The following is a 17881-nucleotide window of genomic DNA, read 5'->3' as shown; positions in this document are numbered from 1 at the left end:
CACTACAGTATATTCCGTTTTAAATGACAATATAAAAGAGTATATGCTACACATACAGGTAAAACAATTTTCAAAATTAAGCACTCAAGAACTTTATGATTTGCTACAATTACGCAGTGAGGTATTTGTTGTAGAACAGGATTGTGTATATCAAGATATAGATGGAAAAGATCAAAAAGCAATACATGTTTTAGGGTATAAGAATAAAAAGTTAATAGCTTATACACGTGTATTTAAACCGGGAGATTATTTTAAAGAAACCAGTATTGGTAGGGTAGTAGTAGCTAAGAATGAACGACAGTTTAAATACGGATATGATATCATGAATGCTTCTATTGAGGTAATTAGAAAACATTTTAATAAAAGCTTAATTAAAATATCAGCTCAGTGTTATTTAAAACATTTTTATAGTAACTTAGGTTTTATACCAAAAGGAAAAGAGTACCTAGAAGATGGCATACCACATATTGCTATGGTAAAATATTAATTATTAATTATATGGGTGATTAATATTTCTACCCGTCTATCATATTTTGGATCACCTCCTAATGGAAATTTTCTACGCATTCCCATATAGCGCATTCGTTTTTTATCTATACCTTTTTTAGCAAAATAATCGTAAACATATTTGGCACGGGCTTCAGAGAGGTTGCGTTTTTTTGTTTTTCTATCTACGGCATCTCTGCTATATTGAGTACAGCATACATGGCCTTGAATAGTAAAATAGATATTTTCACGTTCTACAAGAGATTTAGCTATATTTTCTAATATTTTTTTAGATTCTGGAGTCACTGTACTATAACCCGTTTTAAATAAAATATTTTCAAAACGTATTTTATCACCTACCTTAACATCTCCTTTAATAACTTCGGCTGTAGCTTTTTTTTCTTTTTCAACAGATGGTTCAACTTCTACTTTCTTTTTTTTAATAATAGGAGGCTTTGGATTTATTATAATCTCTACCTTTCTATTTAATCCTCTTAGTTTAGAAATATCCTTTTCATCTACAATTTTTAGCAATACTTCACCTTTACCATCTACATTAGTGATTACCGATTCACTTATTTCGTGGTTTGAAAAAATAGCCTTAATAGCATCAGCTCTTTGTTGTGAGAGTCTTAAATTATAACTAGGAGCACCAACATCATCACAAAATCCAAAAATAGCTATAGATTCAATATCTATATCAACTAATTTAGAAATAAAAAGCAACAAGCGGTTTTCTTCTGTTGGTAAGAGAGTATATTTATCCGTCTCAAAATAAACATCATGCGTTATGTTGTTTTGAGATGAAATAAAACCCCAACAAAACATTAATAATATGTAGGTAAATAGCTTATTCATGTTAAACAAACAAAGGAATAAGTTTGTAAATATACTATTTTTAATTCGTTAATAAATTTACGAAAATATTACCTTAAATAACCAGAATAGATATTTGATTTATTTAAAATTTCCGTCGCTTTTTTTATAGGCTCATCGTGTATTTTATAGTAGTCATAAAGCCCTTCTCGGTAAACATATCGTTTTACAATTTCATCGGTCAATAATTTTAGTATATAATCCTTATTTTCTTCTAAAACTATAGTTTTTGAATAATTTAATTGCTGTATTAAGGATTGAAATTCTTTCGTAATATTATCATCCAAATCTTCTTTTTGTGCAGATTCCATGGCTTTATAAAGTTTTTTCTCGGTATCGGTTTCAAAAGAAAAATTATTGGTATTCAAATAATTTTTAAAGTTTGAAAAATCAGATTCACTAAGCTTAAAATTATTAATGTCGGTAATGGTATTATTAAAATAATAATTGGTTGCGTAATCAAAAATTAAATTATCGTTAGTTAACGAGGTTATAATAGGAGCCTTTTTTGAATTACCTATATTGACATCTGGGAATATGCCACCACCGTCAAAAACTTTGCGTCCGTTTTTAGTTTTAAATTCATTATAGTTTTCCTGCTTCACCCTTATTGCTTCACCTTTTTCATTTCTGTTCCAGTAATCTAAAGACTGTATGCAACGGCCTGAAGGGGTATAATATCTGGAAATGGTAATTTTTATTTGTGTTCCATATGTTAATGGTTTAGGGCGTTGCACTAAGCCTTTACCAAAACTTCTGGATCCTACAATAACGGCACGGTCTAAATCTTGTAAAGATCCAGATACAATTTCACTAGCCGAAGCACTGCTACCATCTATTAACACCACAAGGGGAATTTCAGTATCTATTGGAGTATTTTTGGTGTAATAGGTGCGGTTATATTTTTTTACTTTAGATTTTGTAGTAACTATTAACTGTCCTTTAGGAACAAATAGATTGACAATATTTACAGCCTCATGCAATAAACCACCAGGGTTTCCTCTTAAATCCAAAATAATGCGCTCTGCACCTTGAGCTTTTAAATCACGCAATGCATAGCGGGTTTCAGAAGAAGCTTTATTGTTAAACTGACTTAAAACAATATAGCCCGTTTTATCATCAATTAATGAAAAATGGGGTACAGCCTTTATTTCAACCTCAGCTCTATTTATAGTTGCTGTTTGGGTTTTCCCCTGTCTTTTATAGGTAACATTAATAGTGGTTCCAGAACTTCCCTTAAGGAGATTACCAGCATCATCTTTATAATCTTCAACAAAGATATCATCAACTTTAATAATTTCATCGCCAGCTTTTAAACCAGCTTTATCAGCGGGATAGTCTTTGTAGGGCTCTACAATGACCAATTTGTTTTTATGGGTTCTAACTTTAGCTCCAATACCTGTGTAATCTCCTGTATTGTTTATTCTGGCAGCCTCAACATCTTGTTCATTCATAAATCTGGTATAGGGATCTAAATCTTCTAACATACTTTTAATGGCTGTATCCATTAAATCCCCTGGATTAGTTTCATCAACATAGTTCATATTGAGTTCTTTAAAAAGCGTGGTAAAAATTTCTATTTGTTTGGCTATTTCAAAGAAATCATTTTTAAAAGCTGTAGTAATTATAAAAAGTAAACTAACTATAATAGGGATTAGAATTCTTTTTTTTAGTAGATTTTTCATGTTTAATATTTATTTTTTTAAAAGAGCCCGCTTCGATAAGTTCAGTTTAAGCATGTAACAAAGTTTTGCTTATGGGCGCTTCATTTTCACTTCTTTTTTTTCAACCACCTTCTAAACCAAAAGACAGTAATAATAAGTAAAAGGATAAAAGGCCATATATGTAAAATGCCAATAAAAAATATGGACAAACTGTTAAACCCAGATTTTATAGCATTCCACATTTTGTTTCCATAAGAAACGGTAACCCCCATTTCTGAAGTGCGTTTGTAAAATTCTATATCTAAGGTGCTTAATGATACTTTGTTTTCAAGATATTTTAAGCGACCTTGTTTAGCTTCTATTTCCTCTCTTATCTTAGATAATTCTCGCTCTATTTCCAATATTTCTTTTACATTTTTTGCTTTAGACAGCAATTCTAAATATCTTTTTTCTAGAGTTTGTTTAGCTTTTAGACGCGCTTCCAAATCAATAAACTCTTCTGTAACATCCTTAGAGGATATTCTTTTAGCATCAAAATAAGAAACTTGTTTGCTTATAGAATCCAGAACAATTTTAAAATTATTACTAGGTATTCGTATTGTTAAATGCCTTGTAATGGTATTATAGGATTTGTTTGATCTATCCTCTTGAACAAAGCCTTTGTTTTCTTGTATAGTTTTGTGAATTAGACTATACGTTTTATCTAAATCCTGAGTCTCAAAACGTAAAAAAGATTCTTTAATGGTTTTTTGCGGATAAACTTCTTGTCGTGTCGAAACAATTCCGTTAACCGAAGAGGCTTTTACATCGCTAATAATTTCAGAATCATAATTAAAGGTTTCAGAATTATTAATTTTTTTACTTTCCTTAGAACACATTAAAGGCAAAAAAAGTAACAAAAGAGCAATAAATGATTTCATCTGTATAATTTTATTGTTTTATTTAGGTCATACTTCAACTACACTCTGCATTAAAATGTAATTCAATATTAAAAATTCGGTTTAGCATTAAGTTTTATTAAGTCTCCTCTCTAAAATACATTATGCCATAGAAACCTTATCTAAAAATTTATCAAACAAGAGTTTCGTTTTAGAATCAACATCAATAAATTTAGGCTTTTCTTTACCAATGTACAAAATCATAAACGTATATTGAGCCGTAATGTTGTTAAAATAATAGGCTTTATTTAGACGATAAGCCTCACGCATTAAGCGCTTTATTCTATTTCTATCTACAGCTCTTTTAAAATGGCGTTTGCTTACAGAAACCCCAGTTTGTGCTTTAACATCATAATTTAGAGGGGTTTTTAAATAGATTAGGCGAAGAGGGAATGCTGTTACCGATTTCCCTTCAGAAAACAATTGCTCAATGAGTTTTTTACTTTTAAGTTTTTCTCTTTTTGGAAATGTATAACGCATATATTGAATTATGAAAACAAAAATAGCAATAAGAATTTGATAAAGGTAGACATAAAGCAGGCTATGATAAATATCATAGTTTATCATTTGCAACAACAGTAATTTAATCGTCCAAAAAAATGAGAAAGATTCAGTAAAATGGGGTATTTAGATGTAACAAAGCTTTCCAAAAAAAAAGATAGGGCAAATTATATCCATCATTTAATAAATGATATTAAAGCTCTTGATATAATGATTACTCAAGGTATGATTGAGGAAGAACCTATTAGGGTTGGGGCAGAGCAGGAGTTTTGTTTGGTAAACAATCAGTTTTCACCAAGCAATAATTCTTTAGACGTATTGGAAACTATAAATGATTCACACTTTACAACCGAGATAAATAATTATAACCTTGAAGTAAATCTAGATCCAGTTATACTTAAAGGAAAATGCTTTTCGTTGCTTCATAAGCAATTAAAGACATTGATGCAAAAAGCTAAAACATCGGCCAATAAACACAATACTAAAATTGTATTAGCAGGTATTTTGCCCTCCATAATTTTAGAAAATATTACTTTGGATAAAATGACGCCCATGCAACGTTATGAAGTTTTGAATGAAGTTATTAAAGATTCAAGGCGTGAAGATTTCAACATTCATATTAAAGGTGTGGACGAATTGAATTTACTCCATGATTCTGTCATGCTAGAGGGGTGTAACACAAGTTTTCAAATGCATTTACAGGTTAATCCAAACAATTTTGTAGACACCTATAATTGGTCACAAGCCATAGCGGGTCCTGTATTAAGTGTTTGTACCAATTCGCCATTATTGTTTGGTAAAGAACTTTGGAGCGAGACCAGAATAGCCTTATTTACGCAAAGTATTGATACTAGAGCCAATTCTTATGTGCTAGACGAAAACCTTTCTAGGGTTAGTTTTGGAACTCAATGGGAAACAGGAAACATTACTGATATTTTTAAGGATAATATATCCCGCTTTAGAAGCTTTTTAACCACAACTTATATTAAGGATAGTGTGGATATGATAAATAACGGTGAAATCCCTAAACTAAAAGCTCTTAATCTTCATAACGGAACGGTTTATCCATGGAATAGGGTATGCTATGGGGTTTTTAACAATAAACCACATTTACGAATAGAGAATCGTTACATTCCTTCTGGTCCAACATTGGTAGATGAAATGGCCAATATGGCATTTTGGGTTGGTGTAATGATGGGAAAACCTAAAGACTATAACAATATCCATGAGATATGGGACTTTAATGATGTAAAAAGTAATTTTTTCAATGCTGCCAGATATGGTATGGCGGCACAATTTTACTGGGATGGTAAATACATTTCAAGCCATAATTTAATTTTAGATAAATTACTTCCCATGGCTTATAAAGGGCTTTATAAGTTTGGTATTTCACCAGAAGATGCCAAATATTATTTAAAGGTTATAGAGGATAGGGTAACCTTCTATAATGGATCGGAATGGAATGTTAGAAGCTATAGAAACTTGTTGAAAACCTACAAACGTTATGAGGCCTTACAGATATTAACATCACAAATTTATAAAAAACAACAAAAAGGTTATCCGGTTTCAACATGGGAGGTACTCAATAAAAACACCTCACGGATACCTAAAATCAAAAAGACGGTAAAACACATTATGAATACCGATATTTTTACTGTAGATAAAAGTGATAGTATAGAACTGGTGTTAAACATTATGCAATGGAAAGGTATTCACCATTTGCCGGTTACAAACCATGCCAAGAAACTTGAGGGTGTTTTATCATGGAAAGATGTTGAGTTATATGTAGATAAAAAAGAAAAAGCAAACATTTCGGTTAATAGGCTTATGAAAAAAGATATAATCACAGTAGATGAACACAGCCTAATAAAAGATGCCGCAAAGCTTATGGCCAATAATAATATTAGTTTTTTACCTGTAATAAGAAAGAGCCGACTAATAGGATTGATAACAAAAAATGATTTATAGCATATGGCTCATTTTAATAGAATTATTAAACAAATTACGGGCTTAAAAAACAGCCCTACCTTGGTCTTTTTCGGTGGTATACACGGCAATGAGAAAGCGGGAATAAATGCTTTAAAAGAGGCGTTAAAACCGCTTAAACAAGATAATATATTGGGTAATATTTATGCCATAGCAGGCAATTTAAAAGCCCTTGACGAAAACCAAAGATATCTTGATGAAGATTTAAACAGATTATGGACAAACAATAGCATCACGGCTATTAAAAACAAAAAAAAGTTAAACTCAGAGGAAGAAGAGTTGTTAACTCTATTGCAAATTTTAACCCATATTTTAGAAACTAATACACCACCATTTTACTTTATTGATTTGCATACCACTTCAAGCAAGTCTCTACCTTTTATAACTATTAACGACGCCTTGATAAACAGAAGGTTTTCCAAGCAATTTCCTGTACCCATAGTTTTGGGTATTGAGGAATATTTAGATGGAGCATTGTTAAGTTACATTAATCAGCTGGGGTATGTTTCTATTGGCTTTGAATCTGGTCAACATGACGACATTCAAGCCTTTAGAAATCATGTCGCTTTTATCAATTTAGCGTTAGTCTATACTGGAACAATAAAAGAATTTGATACCGATAAGTTTAAAGCCTATTACCTTCAGCTTAAAAACACAAGCAAATACAATACGCACTTTTTTGAAATTATTGATTTATACCGTATTTCACAAAACGATCAATTTAAAATGTGCAATGGATTGGATAGTTTTCAAACCATTCAAAAAGGAGAAAAACTAGCCATTCATGAACACAGCATTATAACATCACAATACAATGCTAAAATTTTTATGCCTTTATATCAAAAAAAGGGATCAGAGGGCTTTTTTGTTATTAAAAGTATAAACACTATGTTTTTAAAGCTATCAGTTTGGTTAAGGCTATTAAAAGCAGATAATTTATTGAGTATCCTACCAGGTATATTTTGGCATAATAAGGAGCAAGGAGTTTTAAAGGTCAATTTAAATGTAGCCAAGTTTTTTGCAAAGCCTTTTTTTCATCTTTTAGGCTATCGGAGCAAACAAACAGATGCAACTCATTTATTGTTGTACAACCGTGAGCGAGTGGCTAAGACCGAAATGTATAAAGAAGAACATTGGTATAGATAATATTTATGTTCATTATGTTAAAAAACCACCTTATTAGAAGGTGGTTTTATGCTAAACTTTTGAAAAGAATTACATTTTATTATTAACCAAATTTATATCTGCCATTAAACCACCTGGGTCTATTATAACAGATTGTACAGGCTTATTAGTCTTGAAAGAGTAAGTAGGGTAGGCCCATGCCCAATCTTTAATTATGTGAGCAGAGGTTGGTTTTTCACCACGCATCATTTGCAAAGGAATATAAAAGTCTTCGGTGCTGCCGTCGGTATATGTAACGGTTACATCTATAGGCATGGGCATTAAACCGATACGTTCTAAAGTGACAGTACTGCCTTCAATTGCTTTCACACCATAATCGATAGTATTTGTGGTTTGAGCAAAATCCATTAAATACCAATCGAGCTCCAAACCAGACACTTTTTCAGCAGTGCGAATAATATCGTTAGGGACAGGGTGTGTAAAAGCAAAATCTTCAAAATATTTTTTTATGGTTTTTTCTTGGTTTTCCTTGCCAATAACATAAGCCAATTGGGCCAAAAACACATAGCCTTTATAATATGCCGAAATGGAATAGGCCTGCCTAAAATTAAATCTGTCGGCATGTGTGGTTTGGGGTTGTTCTTGCCCAGATTTCGCTAAATAGCGATACACATCATAAACACTTTTTGTTTTGTCTTTAAAGCTGTAATTAAGAATGTGGCTTCCTGCAAGTTCCCCAAAATACTCAGTAAAGCCTTCATCCATCCAATAGTGCTTCAGCTCATTTGTAGCCAATAAAAACTGAAACCATGTATGAGCCATTTCATGAGCGGTAACTCCAAACAAACCATCAAACTTACCTTCACCTAGAATCAAAGTACACATGGCATATTCCATACCTCCATCGCCTCCTTGTATTACAGAATATTGATCGTAAGGATATTTACCAATATTATTGCTATAGAATTGCATAAGTTCAACTGCCTTGGGCTGCAAATTTTTCCAATTTTCTAAATTTTCTTTAGGCATGGTACTTTTATAAAAAAAGTGCATCGATGGACCATTAGGGACCTTAATGGTATCATGAATATAATTTGGATCTGCTGCCCATGTAAAATCGTGTACGTTAGGTGCCACAAAATGCCAAGTTAATGTATTTCCTTTTGGACGATTTACTTGACCGTTTTCATATCCATGACCTATTTCATTTGGATTTTGTAGGTATCCAGTAGCACCAACAACAAAATCTTTGTCGATAGTTAGCTTAACATCAAAATTACCCCAAACACCATGAAATTCACGTTCAATGTATGGATCGGCATGCCAGCCTTCAAAATCGTATTCAGCTAATTTCGGATACCATTGTGCCATGGATAATGCAACACCTTCATTGTTGTTTCTTCCCGAACGACGAATTTGTACAGGAACTTGGGCATCGAAAAGCATATTAAAAGTTGCACTTTCACCAGATTGAATAGGATTGGCCAATTCAACTTCCAATATCGTGCCTACGGTTTCATATTTTAAATCTGTTCCATTTTGTTTTAAGGACTTTACATTTATATAGCCTATTTCTTCGGACTTTAAAACACTAATTCTATCTCCAATTCTCGAATCTGGATCTGGAACGGTTCGCGAATGTACATCCATCTCACTGCCAGGTTGAAAAGCATTAAAATAAAGGTGATAATACACCTTATACAAGATATCGGGTGAATTATTTGTATAGACCAATTGTTGTTTCCCTTTGTATTGATAGTTTTTAACATCCATGTCGATTTCCATTTTATAATCAACATGCTGTTGCCAATACGCTGGTTTTATAGTCGATATTGTCTTTACGTTTGCAATTCCATTTTGCGATTTACAAGATATTCCAGATAAAACAAAACCTAAAAATAAGAACAGACTATATTTCATAGACTATTTGTTATTTATCAAGTTTGGAGGCCATAATTAAAGCATTGTATGCGTTAACTATTCTACCAGATTTACACAATTCTGAAAATGGTCTTATATCGTTGGTGTCTCCACCTACAACTACTTTAGTCTTAAGTGCCAAACCAGAATCCATGATGATTTTCTTTACCTGAGCAGCACTTAATTTTGGGTAGTATGAACGAATTAATGCGGCTACACCAGCTACAGCAGGTGCCGCCATAGACGTACCACCTTTAGAACCGTATTCGTTTTCTGGGGTAGTAGAATATACACTAGCTCCAGGAGCAAAAACATCTACGTTTTGTTTGCCATAATTTGAAAAGCTAGCAACTAGGTTAGAACCATATTTTGGTGCTAATGCTCCAACCCTAATATAAGAATTCGATACTTCTGGACCGTTATTTAGGTTGTCATCTGGGTAGTTTTTTGCAGTATCAACATCATTACTGTCGTTTCCGGCAGCATGTACAAATACCACATCATTTTTAGAGGCATAGGCAATAGCTTCACGTACCCAATCACTGTGAGGTGAAAAACTCTTACCAAAGCTACCGTTAATAATTTTTGCACCGTTGTCTACAGCGTAACGAATAGCCAATGCCACATCTTTATCGTATTCGTCACCATTAGGCACAGCTCTTATGCTCATAATCTCAACATTATTAGCAACACCATTGGCCCCTAAACCATTATTACGCTCTGCAGCAATAATACCAGCAACGTGTGTACCATGACTTTCACTTTTCTTTACATGTAAAACATTGCCATTACCGTAACCAACATCAGATAAATCATCTGGGTTATCGCCAGTTTTACGCCCTTTGAAATCTTTGTTAAGGTTGTAGTTTAACCTATCAGTAATACCTTCTAGATCACTTGCTATTTCTTCAAGAGCCTCTCCAAGAGAATCCAAACCATTGCTAAACATGTATGATGCTATTTGTGCAGCTCTCTTTAAGTCTTCATCTTCGGTATTTATTGCATCAACTTCTTTTTTTGTGTAATCCTTTTTACCAAAATGCTTAACAAGAGTTTCGTCAGCTAATTTTATTTGTTGGGATATTTGGTCATACTGTGCCTTTCTGGATGACCATTTTTCAAATTCTTTTTCATATTCGGCAACAGCATCAGCATATTCAGGATTACTAGTGTCTCCACTTGCAATTATACGAACCATTTCCAATTGTTCATCATAGCCGTCTCCTAAAAAGTTCCAGCCATGGATATCATCAATATAACCATTGTTGTCATCATCTTTACCATTGTTTGGAATTTCATCTTCATTGGTCCATAACACATCGTTTAAATCTTCGTGATTGATATCGATACCCGAATCAATAACTGCAACAATAACCGATTTCCCCTTTTTGTTTTTAATAATTTCTGAATAAGCTTTATCAACACTCATTCCGGGTATAGTGTCTTTTGCCAAATCTAGATGGCCCCAGTTATGTTTTTCAGCTTCTGTTAATTCTGAAACTTTTAATGGCGAAGAATCAATATTTTCAATTGGAGTTGATACTACTAGCGTTGTGCTTCCACAGCCGGAAAGTAAAAGAGATATTCCAGTGATGGTTAATAAGGTTTGTATTGTTTTCATTATGTGTAATTATTTAATTAAATATTTCTGTTGTTTTAAATGTATTTTTTAAGCGTACACCTTTATCTGTGTGTTGTACGGTAATGATTTCGTTATGGGCATCGTGCTCCATAAACAAATAATAGTTTTTGTTAGCTGCAAGATTAAGAAATTTTTCTTTTTCGTTTAACGTTAACAAAGGCCTGGTGTCGTAACCCATAACGTATGGTATAGGTAAATGTCCCGCAGTTGGCAATAGGTCAGCCATAAAAGCAATGGTCTTGTCTTTGTAATGTATTAACGGAATCATTTGCTTTTCGGTATGGCCATCAGCTAAAAAAATATCAAAACCCAATTCTGAGCTTTTAATAAAATCAGTATTGTTTAACTGTACAAAATCAAGCTGGCCACTATCTTCCATAGGTAATAAATTTTCCTTCAAGAAAGATGCTTTTTCCCTTCTATTGGGTTGTGTTGCCCATTGCCAATGGTTTTTATTAGTCCAGAACGTAGCATTTTTAAAGGCGGGTTCGTAACCCGTTTTGTCTTTGTTCCATTGAATACTTCCTCCACAGTGGTCGAAATGTAGATGGGTCATAAAAACGTCGGTCACATCATTTTTATGAAACCCGTATGATGCCAGTGATTTTTCAATGGAATGATTGCCCCATAAATGGTAATAGCCAAAGAATTTATAAGACTGCTTATTACCCATACCAGTATCGATTAAAATAAGACGTTTGCCGTCTTCAATCAAGAGACAGCGTGCTGCAAGATCGATCATATTATTGGCATCGGCAGGATTGGTTTTTTCCCATAAGACTTTAGGCACAACACCAAACATTGCACCTCCATCCAATTTAAAATTGCCCGACTCAATAGGGTATAAGTTCATAAGGAGCGCAAATTAACAAATATCTATTAAAGGACTAAAAATGTTAAGAATATATTAAGAAAAGATTTTGAAATTAGGCCTTTATCAATAATATCACATCTTTTAAGCGTTTACCAAAATCTAATAAAGCTTTTATTTCCTTAATGCTTGCCAAACGTTCCTTAGCAAATATTAATATAGCCTTTCCGTTAGACTCTACATGGTAATATGGATTGCTTTCAAAGAAATGAATAAGGTCATTACTAAAAAAATCACGAATAGCTTCTTCGTTGTCACCTAAAAGATAAAAACGTTTTGAGAAGTCGGCATGGTCTTCAAATGGAATATCCTTAAACCCAGCAAAAGCATACATTTTTTCTAAAAAGCCTTCTCTGTCCAGAGTAAATTCAGGAATATTGTTTTTTAAGTTGATATGTAGCATGGTGGCATGTATCACTTCTTTTGCTATAAATTCACCTTCTGAAAATTCAATGTCGAACAAGCATATGGTTTTATCTCGATAGGATATTTCGTTATAAATATGGCTAATGCTTTTGGTGTTAAAAAATAAAAAATTATTTAAAAAATTGACCTGTTTTTGTTTTTTCACATTATAGACTAGGTCATAATCTTTAGAAAGCGTTTCCATAATGGTTTGCCTACGCGTTAAACTATTTTTAATAAGGTTGGGCACAGGTAATAAGCGTCTTAGGGCAAAAGGATGTTTAGATTTGGTATCATGCATATCCAAACCAATTACATCAAAATGCCCATCTCTTTTGTTAAATAGTTCCTGATAGCTATACATGTTTTCCATTACGGTATGGTCTACAAACTCACAAAGCGAAAAATCGACAATAACATCTTGATTTTCAGGTATTACATCAAGGCGATGTTTAAGGCGAAAGTAATTTAAAAAACTACAAAAGTGTTTTACACTAACATAATAGTTGTTGGTGTTTTCTTCTTTGTACATGAGAACATTAGGCTTCAACACGTTTCTTATGAACAGCCCAAAACTTTTACTAATAATAATATGAATAATAAATGTAGCTATAACTCCGGCGACAATACCTGTAATAAGGCCTACTTTTAAGGTAACGATTAGGGTTATAAAGAAAATCACAAGTTGCTCTTTGCCAATTGAGAAAATTTTGGTGATAACATTAGGTGATGCCAATTTATACCCTGTATAAACCAAGATAGCCATCAAAGCGGGTAAAGGTATTCTAGTTAGTTGGGTGCTAAATAACACGATAAAAAGAACAAGAAACAGCGCATGGAAAAAATTGGCAGATCTATTAGTGGCTCCGTTATTAACGTTAACCGAACTTCGTGCAATAACCGTTACTACATTGAGGCCACCTAAAAAACCACTGCCAACAGTTGCCAACCCTAAAGCTTTTAAATCCTTGTTTACATTAGACCGCCTTTTTTCTGGATCTAATTTATCTACTGCTTTTATACTTAATAATGATTCTATACTGGCAATAAGTGTTAATGCCAATACACTTCCCCAAAAAGACAACGTAGATACTTTACTAAAATTTGGAACGGGTATGTCTGAAATAATATGTTGAATAGTAGGTATGCCAGTTATCATATATTCTTTTGAAATGGGGTTTTGTTCATGTAACACCAATTCGAAATAGTAACTAAACCCAATAGACAAAATGACAATCCACATAGGAGCAGGAATAAGTTGTAAATACTTATTTCGAAGTTTAGAATAAAACAACATAATGGATAAACTAATAACACCTGCTAATGCGGCAAAAATGAGACCTTTATTTTCATAGTGCAACGCATCATTAACACTAAAAGGTATTTCTATGAGATAATCTAGAGTATCATTACGCTTAATTCTATGGGCTAGCATGATGTGAAACTGTTTTCCCAATATAATAAGCCCTATTGCAGCTAACATACCTTGAATGGCTGAAGAAGGAAAAAAATCAGCCAATGTACCCATTCTAAAAAAGCCCAGTAGGATTAAAAGAATTCCAGAAAAAACAATGGCAATATAAGCTGATTCCAAACCTAGAGCAGTAATAGCAATTAAGATAACACCAACCAAACCATTTCCAGGTCCGGCAATGGTAACATGACTTCCTCCTAAAATAGAAACAATAACACCACCTATAACTGCCGAAATTATTCCTGCTATTGGGGGTGCATCACTTGCCATGGCAAGTCCGAGTCCTAAAGGTAAGGCTATGAGGCTTACTACAAACCCAGAGAATATATTTTTTGGCATTGCCTTAAAAAAAGCTTTGATGTTATTTTTTTTCGGACTCATTGAAGAATTAGTACATCGGTTGGCAACTCAGTTAAAATATGTTCTATGTCATGAGGAAACAAGCGATCCCAAAAGGTCATTTTACTTGGAGCATTCATTACTAATAAATCGGCTCGGGACACTTGTGCATAATGACCAATGGAGTATCCTTGTTTTCCAAAAATAGGTTGGGATTTTATGAGCATGTTTTCGGTATATTGCTTCGGGATACTCTCAACAATTTCCTTTATCCTAGAGTTTTCCCTAAGCTTAATACGCTCTTTTATGATATTGGCTCGCCGTAATGATTTGTCATCATCAACCTTAACAGCTATAGCGTCTTGTTTAATTTCTTCTACGATGGTAACTTTTTCAGCATCAAGCATTTTTGCTACATAAAATGCACAGGTAATAGTGTTTTTAGTCTTTGGGTCTTTTAAACCGTTTACAACAATATGCTTGCAAGGAACCCTTTTAACTGAAGGCTTTATTAACAGCAGCACAGAACAATTAGCTTGTCTGGTAATTTTTCGCGCAATGGAACCTACATAATATTTTACAAATCGTTCCCTTTGTACTGCTCCAAGAATGAGTAGGTTTATTTTTTTTTCTTCACAAGTAGATAAAATAACCTCAACGGGATTACCAGGTTTGAAAACGACCTCATAATCTAAATGGTCTTTTTTAAAAGCGCTAAGAATGACTTTAAAAGCTTTTATTTTATCATCGGAAGCCTCTCCAACGTGGATTAAGAATAACTTAGACTTAAAGAAAACGGACAGTCTAGCTGCCTCAAATAGGTTTGCCTTTAAATTGGGCGAAAATGCCACCCCAATACCAATACTTTTAAAAGGTTTTAAAACCAAAATGCTAAATACTTTTTATTCTGAAATCTGAAAGATACTATTTTTTAAAAAAACTAAATCAACCGTTTTGTTTAAATTAGTGCTTTTAATAAAACAGAAAACAATATGATAGAGCTAGCAGGAATTATAATTTTAGGCATATTAGCACAATGGGTTGCTTGGAAATTTAAGATTCCTGCCATTCTTCCGTTGATTATAATTGGATTGTTGGTTGGACCTGTTGCAGCTGAATACATTTCAGATGATGGCAGCAAATGGATTGAACCTATTTGGAATGGAAGACAAGGGCTTTTCCCAGGTGATGGCTTATACTATTTTGTCTCACTAGCCATAAGTATTATTCTTTTTGAAGGAGGCCTGACCTTAAAACGGTCTGAAATAAAAACGCTAGGACCAGTCATTACTAAGCTAATAACCCTAGGTTCTGCTGTTACCTTTTTTGGGGCTGGAATTTTGGCTTACTTTATTTTTGATTTAAGTTGGGAAATATCTTTTTTATTTTCAGGGCTTATAATTGTTACCGGCCCTACAGTTATAACACCTATTCTTAGAAATATTCCATTAAAAAAGGATGTGTCTGCCGTTTTGAAATGGGAAGGTATATTAATTGATCCTATTGGGGCGTTAGTTGCGGTATTGGTATTTGAGTTTATTAGTGTTGAAGGAGATAGCGGTTTTACAAAAACGGCATTGGTAGAGTTTGGTAAAATCATTCTTTTTGGAACTACTTTTGGATTTACATTTGCCCATGCTCTGGCATTTGTTATCAATAAAAAACTCATTCCACATTATTTGTTGAATGTCGTTTCCCTTTCCACGGTGTTATTAGTGTTTGTTGAGTCCGAAATTTTTGCCCACGAATCCGGATTATTAGCTGTTGTCGTTATGGGAATGGTTTTAGGCAATAGTAAACTTAACAACATTAAAGAGCTGTTATACTTTAAGGAGTCCTTAAGTGTTTTACTTATCTCTATTCTATTTATTCTTTTGGCAGCTAATATTAATATAGAAGATTTAATGCTGTTATACACTTGGAAAACAGCAGCAATTTTTTTGGCGGTAATACTTTTTGTAAGGCCGCTTGCGGTATTTTTAAGCACAGCAGGTTCGAAACTTAAATTTAACGAAAAGCTTTTTATAAGTTGGGTAGGGCCAAGAGGAATAGTTGCTGCTGGAATCGCGTCGCTCTTTGGAAGTAAATTGATCAAGCAAGGTGTTACTGGAGCAGAATACATTACCCCATTGGTATTTATGATTGTATTGGGGACCGTTTTATTGAATGCAACTACGGCAAGGTTATTTGCTAAATTAATAGGTGTGTTTTTAAAAAAATCGGAAGGGATATTAATAATTGGAGCTTCAAAAACTTCAAGATTGATAGGTCATTACCTTGTATCTAATGGCAGGCATGTGGTGTTAATAGATAGTAACGATCGCAATGTAGAAAAAGCTAAGGAAATGGATCTTGAAGCTATAACCACGAATATTTTTTCAGACACTATATTTGATAATATTGAATTAAATGATATGGGCTATTTAATGGCCTTAACGGGTAATTCTGATATTAATAAATATGCTATCAACAAATTTGGAAAGCAATTTGGAGAAAATGGATCTTTTAGACTGGTAACCATCCAAGAGATGCTAGACGATCACAACAATCCACGAGAAGGTCTATTTTCACATACTGATGATTATAATGCTTTAATGGAACTAACAGGTAAATATCCTTCCATACAGGAAATTGAATTACAAGACAAAGAGCATTATATTAAGCTTATTGAAATTACCAACAAGGATAAAGACATGATTCCTTTATTTATTAAAGATTTAGAAGGAGAATTACACATTATATCTTCATACAACTTAGAAATAGAGACTATTAAAAAAGGATTTCAACTGGTTTATTTGGGAAAGCCTTTTGATATGGAACAGGTGCAAAAATTAACTTAATGATACCGCAAAAAATATATCATATTGATGCGTTTACCAATAAGGTTTTTTCTGGAAATCCAGCAGCCGTTTGTCCGTTAGACCAATGGCTTGATGATGCTGTTTTACAAAGCATAGCTATGGAAAATAACCTAGCAGAAACTGCCTTTTATGTTAAGCAAGACAATCGTTTTGAAATAAGATGGTTTACACCAACAGTTGAAGTCGACCTATGTGGACACGCTACATTGGCCGCCGCATTTGTATTGTTCAATTATGAAAACCACGAGGCTGACACCATTCAATTTTATTCACCGCGGAGTGGAACATTAAAAGTAACTAAACAAGAAGAATTATTGACTCTAAACTTTCCCGTAGATAAAATTGAAGAAACTTCTTTGACTAATGAGATTAATAACTGTTTTGATATTAAACCTCAAATGGCTTTTAAGGGAAAAACCGATTACTTGTTGGTATTTAAAAATGAAGAGCAAATAAAAACGCTAAAACCTATGTATTACGAGATTTCAAAATTAAAAGCCCGTGGTATCATAGTAACAGCCAAAGGTAACGAAACCGATTTTGTATCACGTTTTTTTGCACCTCAATCTGGCATCGATGAAGACCCTGTAACGGGATCGGCACATACTACACTAACACCTTATTGGTCTAAACAGTTAAGCAAAACAGAATTAACAGCAATGCAATTATCGAATAGAAGAGGACATTTACAATGCCGTTATTTAGGCGATAGGGTAGAGATTAGTGGGCAATGTAAGCTGTATTTAATTGGAGAGATTTATTTTAAGTAATCTTAGAAACAAAAGGCTCAATT

At 33.3% G+C, this 17881-nt stretch carries 14 protein-coding genes; 5 read left to right on the top strand and 9 right to left on the bottom strand.

All coding sequences use genetic code 11. From position 1 onward, the window contains the following. Positions 1-43 precede the first annotated feature (43 nt). Positions 44-487, top strand: a complete 444-nt coding sequence (locus MR053_RS02945; RefSeq protein WP_242130974.1) for a GNAT family N-acetyltransferase — start codon at positions 44-46, stop codon at positions 485-487. On the opposite strand, the gene MR053_RS02940 is transcribed toward MR053_RS02945, so the two are convergent. The 4 genes from MR053_RS02940 to rnpA all read right to left on the bottom strand — a co-directional run bounded on the left by MR053_RS02940 (position 484) and on the right by rnpA (position 4444). Then, the gene (locus MR053_RS02940; protein WP_242130973.1) at positions 484-1344 is read right to left on the bottom strand and encodes an OmpA family protein; all 861 of its coding nucleotides are present in this window, start codon (positions 1342-1344) and stop codon (positions 484-486) included. The two genes, MR053_RS02945 and MR053_RS02940, sit on opposite strands and share 4 nt — an antisense overlap. Positions 1345-1412: 68 nt before the next feature. Continuing rightward, positions 1413-3047 (bottom strand): S41 family peptidase, encoded by a 1635-nt coding sequence (locus MR053_RS02935; RefSeq protein WP_242130972.1) that lies wholly within the window; start codon positions 3045-3047, stop codon positions 1413-1415. An 86-nt stretch (positions 3048-3133) separates the two neighbouring features. Then, the gene (locus MR053_RS02930; RefSeq protein ID WP_242130971.1) at positions 3134-3946 is read right to left on the bottom strand and encodes a DUF4349 domain-containing protein; all 813 of its coding nucleotides are present in this window, start codon (positions 3944-3946) and stop codon (positions 3134-3136) included. Between the two features lie 120 nt (positions 3947-4066). Beyond that, entirely contained in the window at positions 4067-4444 is a 378-nt protein-coding gene (gene rnpA / locus MR053_RS02925; protein WP_242130970.1) for a ribonuclease P protein component, read from the bottom strand. Between the two features lie 138 nt (positions 4445-4582). On the opposite strand from rnpA, the gene MR053_RS02920 reads away from it, so the two are divergent. Both MR053_RS02920 and MR053_RS02915 read left to right on the top strand, forming a co-directional pair. Continuing rightward, entirely contained in the window at positions 4583-6433 is a 1851-nt protein-coding gene (locus MR053_RS02920; protein WP_242130969.1) for a CBS domain-containing protein, read from the top strand. A gap of 3 nt (positions 6434-6436) precedes the next feature. Further along, the gene (locus tag MR053_RS02915) at positions 6437-7597 is read left to right on the top strand and encodes a succinylglutamate desuccinylase/aspartoacylase domain-containing protein (protein WP_242130968.1); all 1161 of its coding nucleotides are present in this window, start codon (positions 6437-6439) and stop codon (positions 7595-7597) included. 69 nt (positions 7598-7666) lie between these two features. Here MR053_RS02915 and MR053_RS02910 read toward each other — a convergent pair whose 3' ends face one another. The 5 genes from MR053_RS02910 to MR053_RS02890 all read right to left on the bottom strand — a co-directional run bounded on the left by MR053_RS02910 (position 7667) and on the right by MR053_RS02890 (position 15114). Then, entirely contained in the window at positions 7667-9496 is a 1830-nt protein-coding gene (locus MR053_RS02910) for a M1 family metallopeptidase (RefSeq protein WP_394800313.1), read from the bottom strand. Between the two features lie 10 nt (positions 9497-9506). Further along, positions 9507-11117 carry a S8 family peptidase gene (locus MR053_RS02905; protein WP_242130967.1) on the bottom strand — a complete coding sequence of 537 codons (1611 nt, stop codon included), beginning with the start codon at positions 11115-11117 and terminating at the stop codon, positions 9507-9509. Positions 11118-11130: 13 nt separating this feature from the next. Next, positions 11131-11991 carry an MBL fold metallo-hydrolase gene (locus tag MR053_RS02900; RefSeq protein ID WP_242130966.1) on the bottom strand — a complete coding sequence of 287 codons (861 nt, stop codon included), beginning with the start codon at positions 11989-11991 and terminating at the stop codon, positions 11131-11133. A 73-nt stretch (positions 11992-12064) separates the two neighbouring features. Next, on the bottom strand, positions 12065-14269 hold the full coding sequence (locus MR053_RS02895) for a SulP family inorganic anion transporter (protein WP_242130965.1): 2205 nt from the start codon (positions 14267-14269) through the stop codon (positions 12065-12067). Further along, positions 14266-15114, bottom strand: a complete 849-nt coding sequence (locus MR053_RS02890) for a universal stress protein (protein ID WP_242130964.1) — start codon at positions 15112-15114, stop codon at positions 14266-14268. The genes MR053_RS02895 and MR053_RS02890 overlap by 4 nt, the downstream gene beginning before the upstream one ends. Positions 15115-15219: 105 nt before the next feature. Here MR053_RS02890 and MR053_RS02885 point away from each other — a divergent pair, with 105 nt between their 5' ends. Then, positions 15220-17067: a cation:proton antiporter gene (locus MR053_RS02885; protein ID WP_242130963.1), complete on the top strand. Its 1848-nt coding sequence runs from the start codon at positions 15220-15222 to the stop codon at positions 17065-17067. Continuing rightward, positions 17067-17858, top strand: coding sequence for a PhzF family phenazine biosynthesis protein (locus MR053_RS02880; protein ID WP_242130962.1), 792 nt, complete (start codon positions 17067-17069; stop codon positions 17856-17858). The genes MR053_RS02885 and MR053_RS02880 overlap by 1 nt, the downstream gene beginning before the upstream one ends. Positions 17859-17881 lie beyond the last annotated feature (23 nt).

It is taken from the genome of Aestuariivivens marinum, from assembly GCF_022662175.1.
In the GTDB taxonomy this organism is placed as follows: Bacteria; Bacteroidota; Bacteroidia; order Flavobacteriales; family Flavobacteriaceae; genus Aestuariivivens; species Aestuariivivens marinum.
This window is presented reverse-complemented; position numbering and strand designations above follow the sequence as displayed.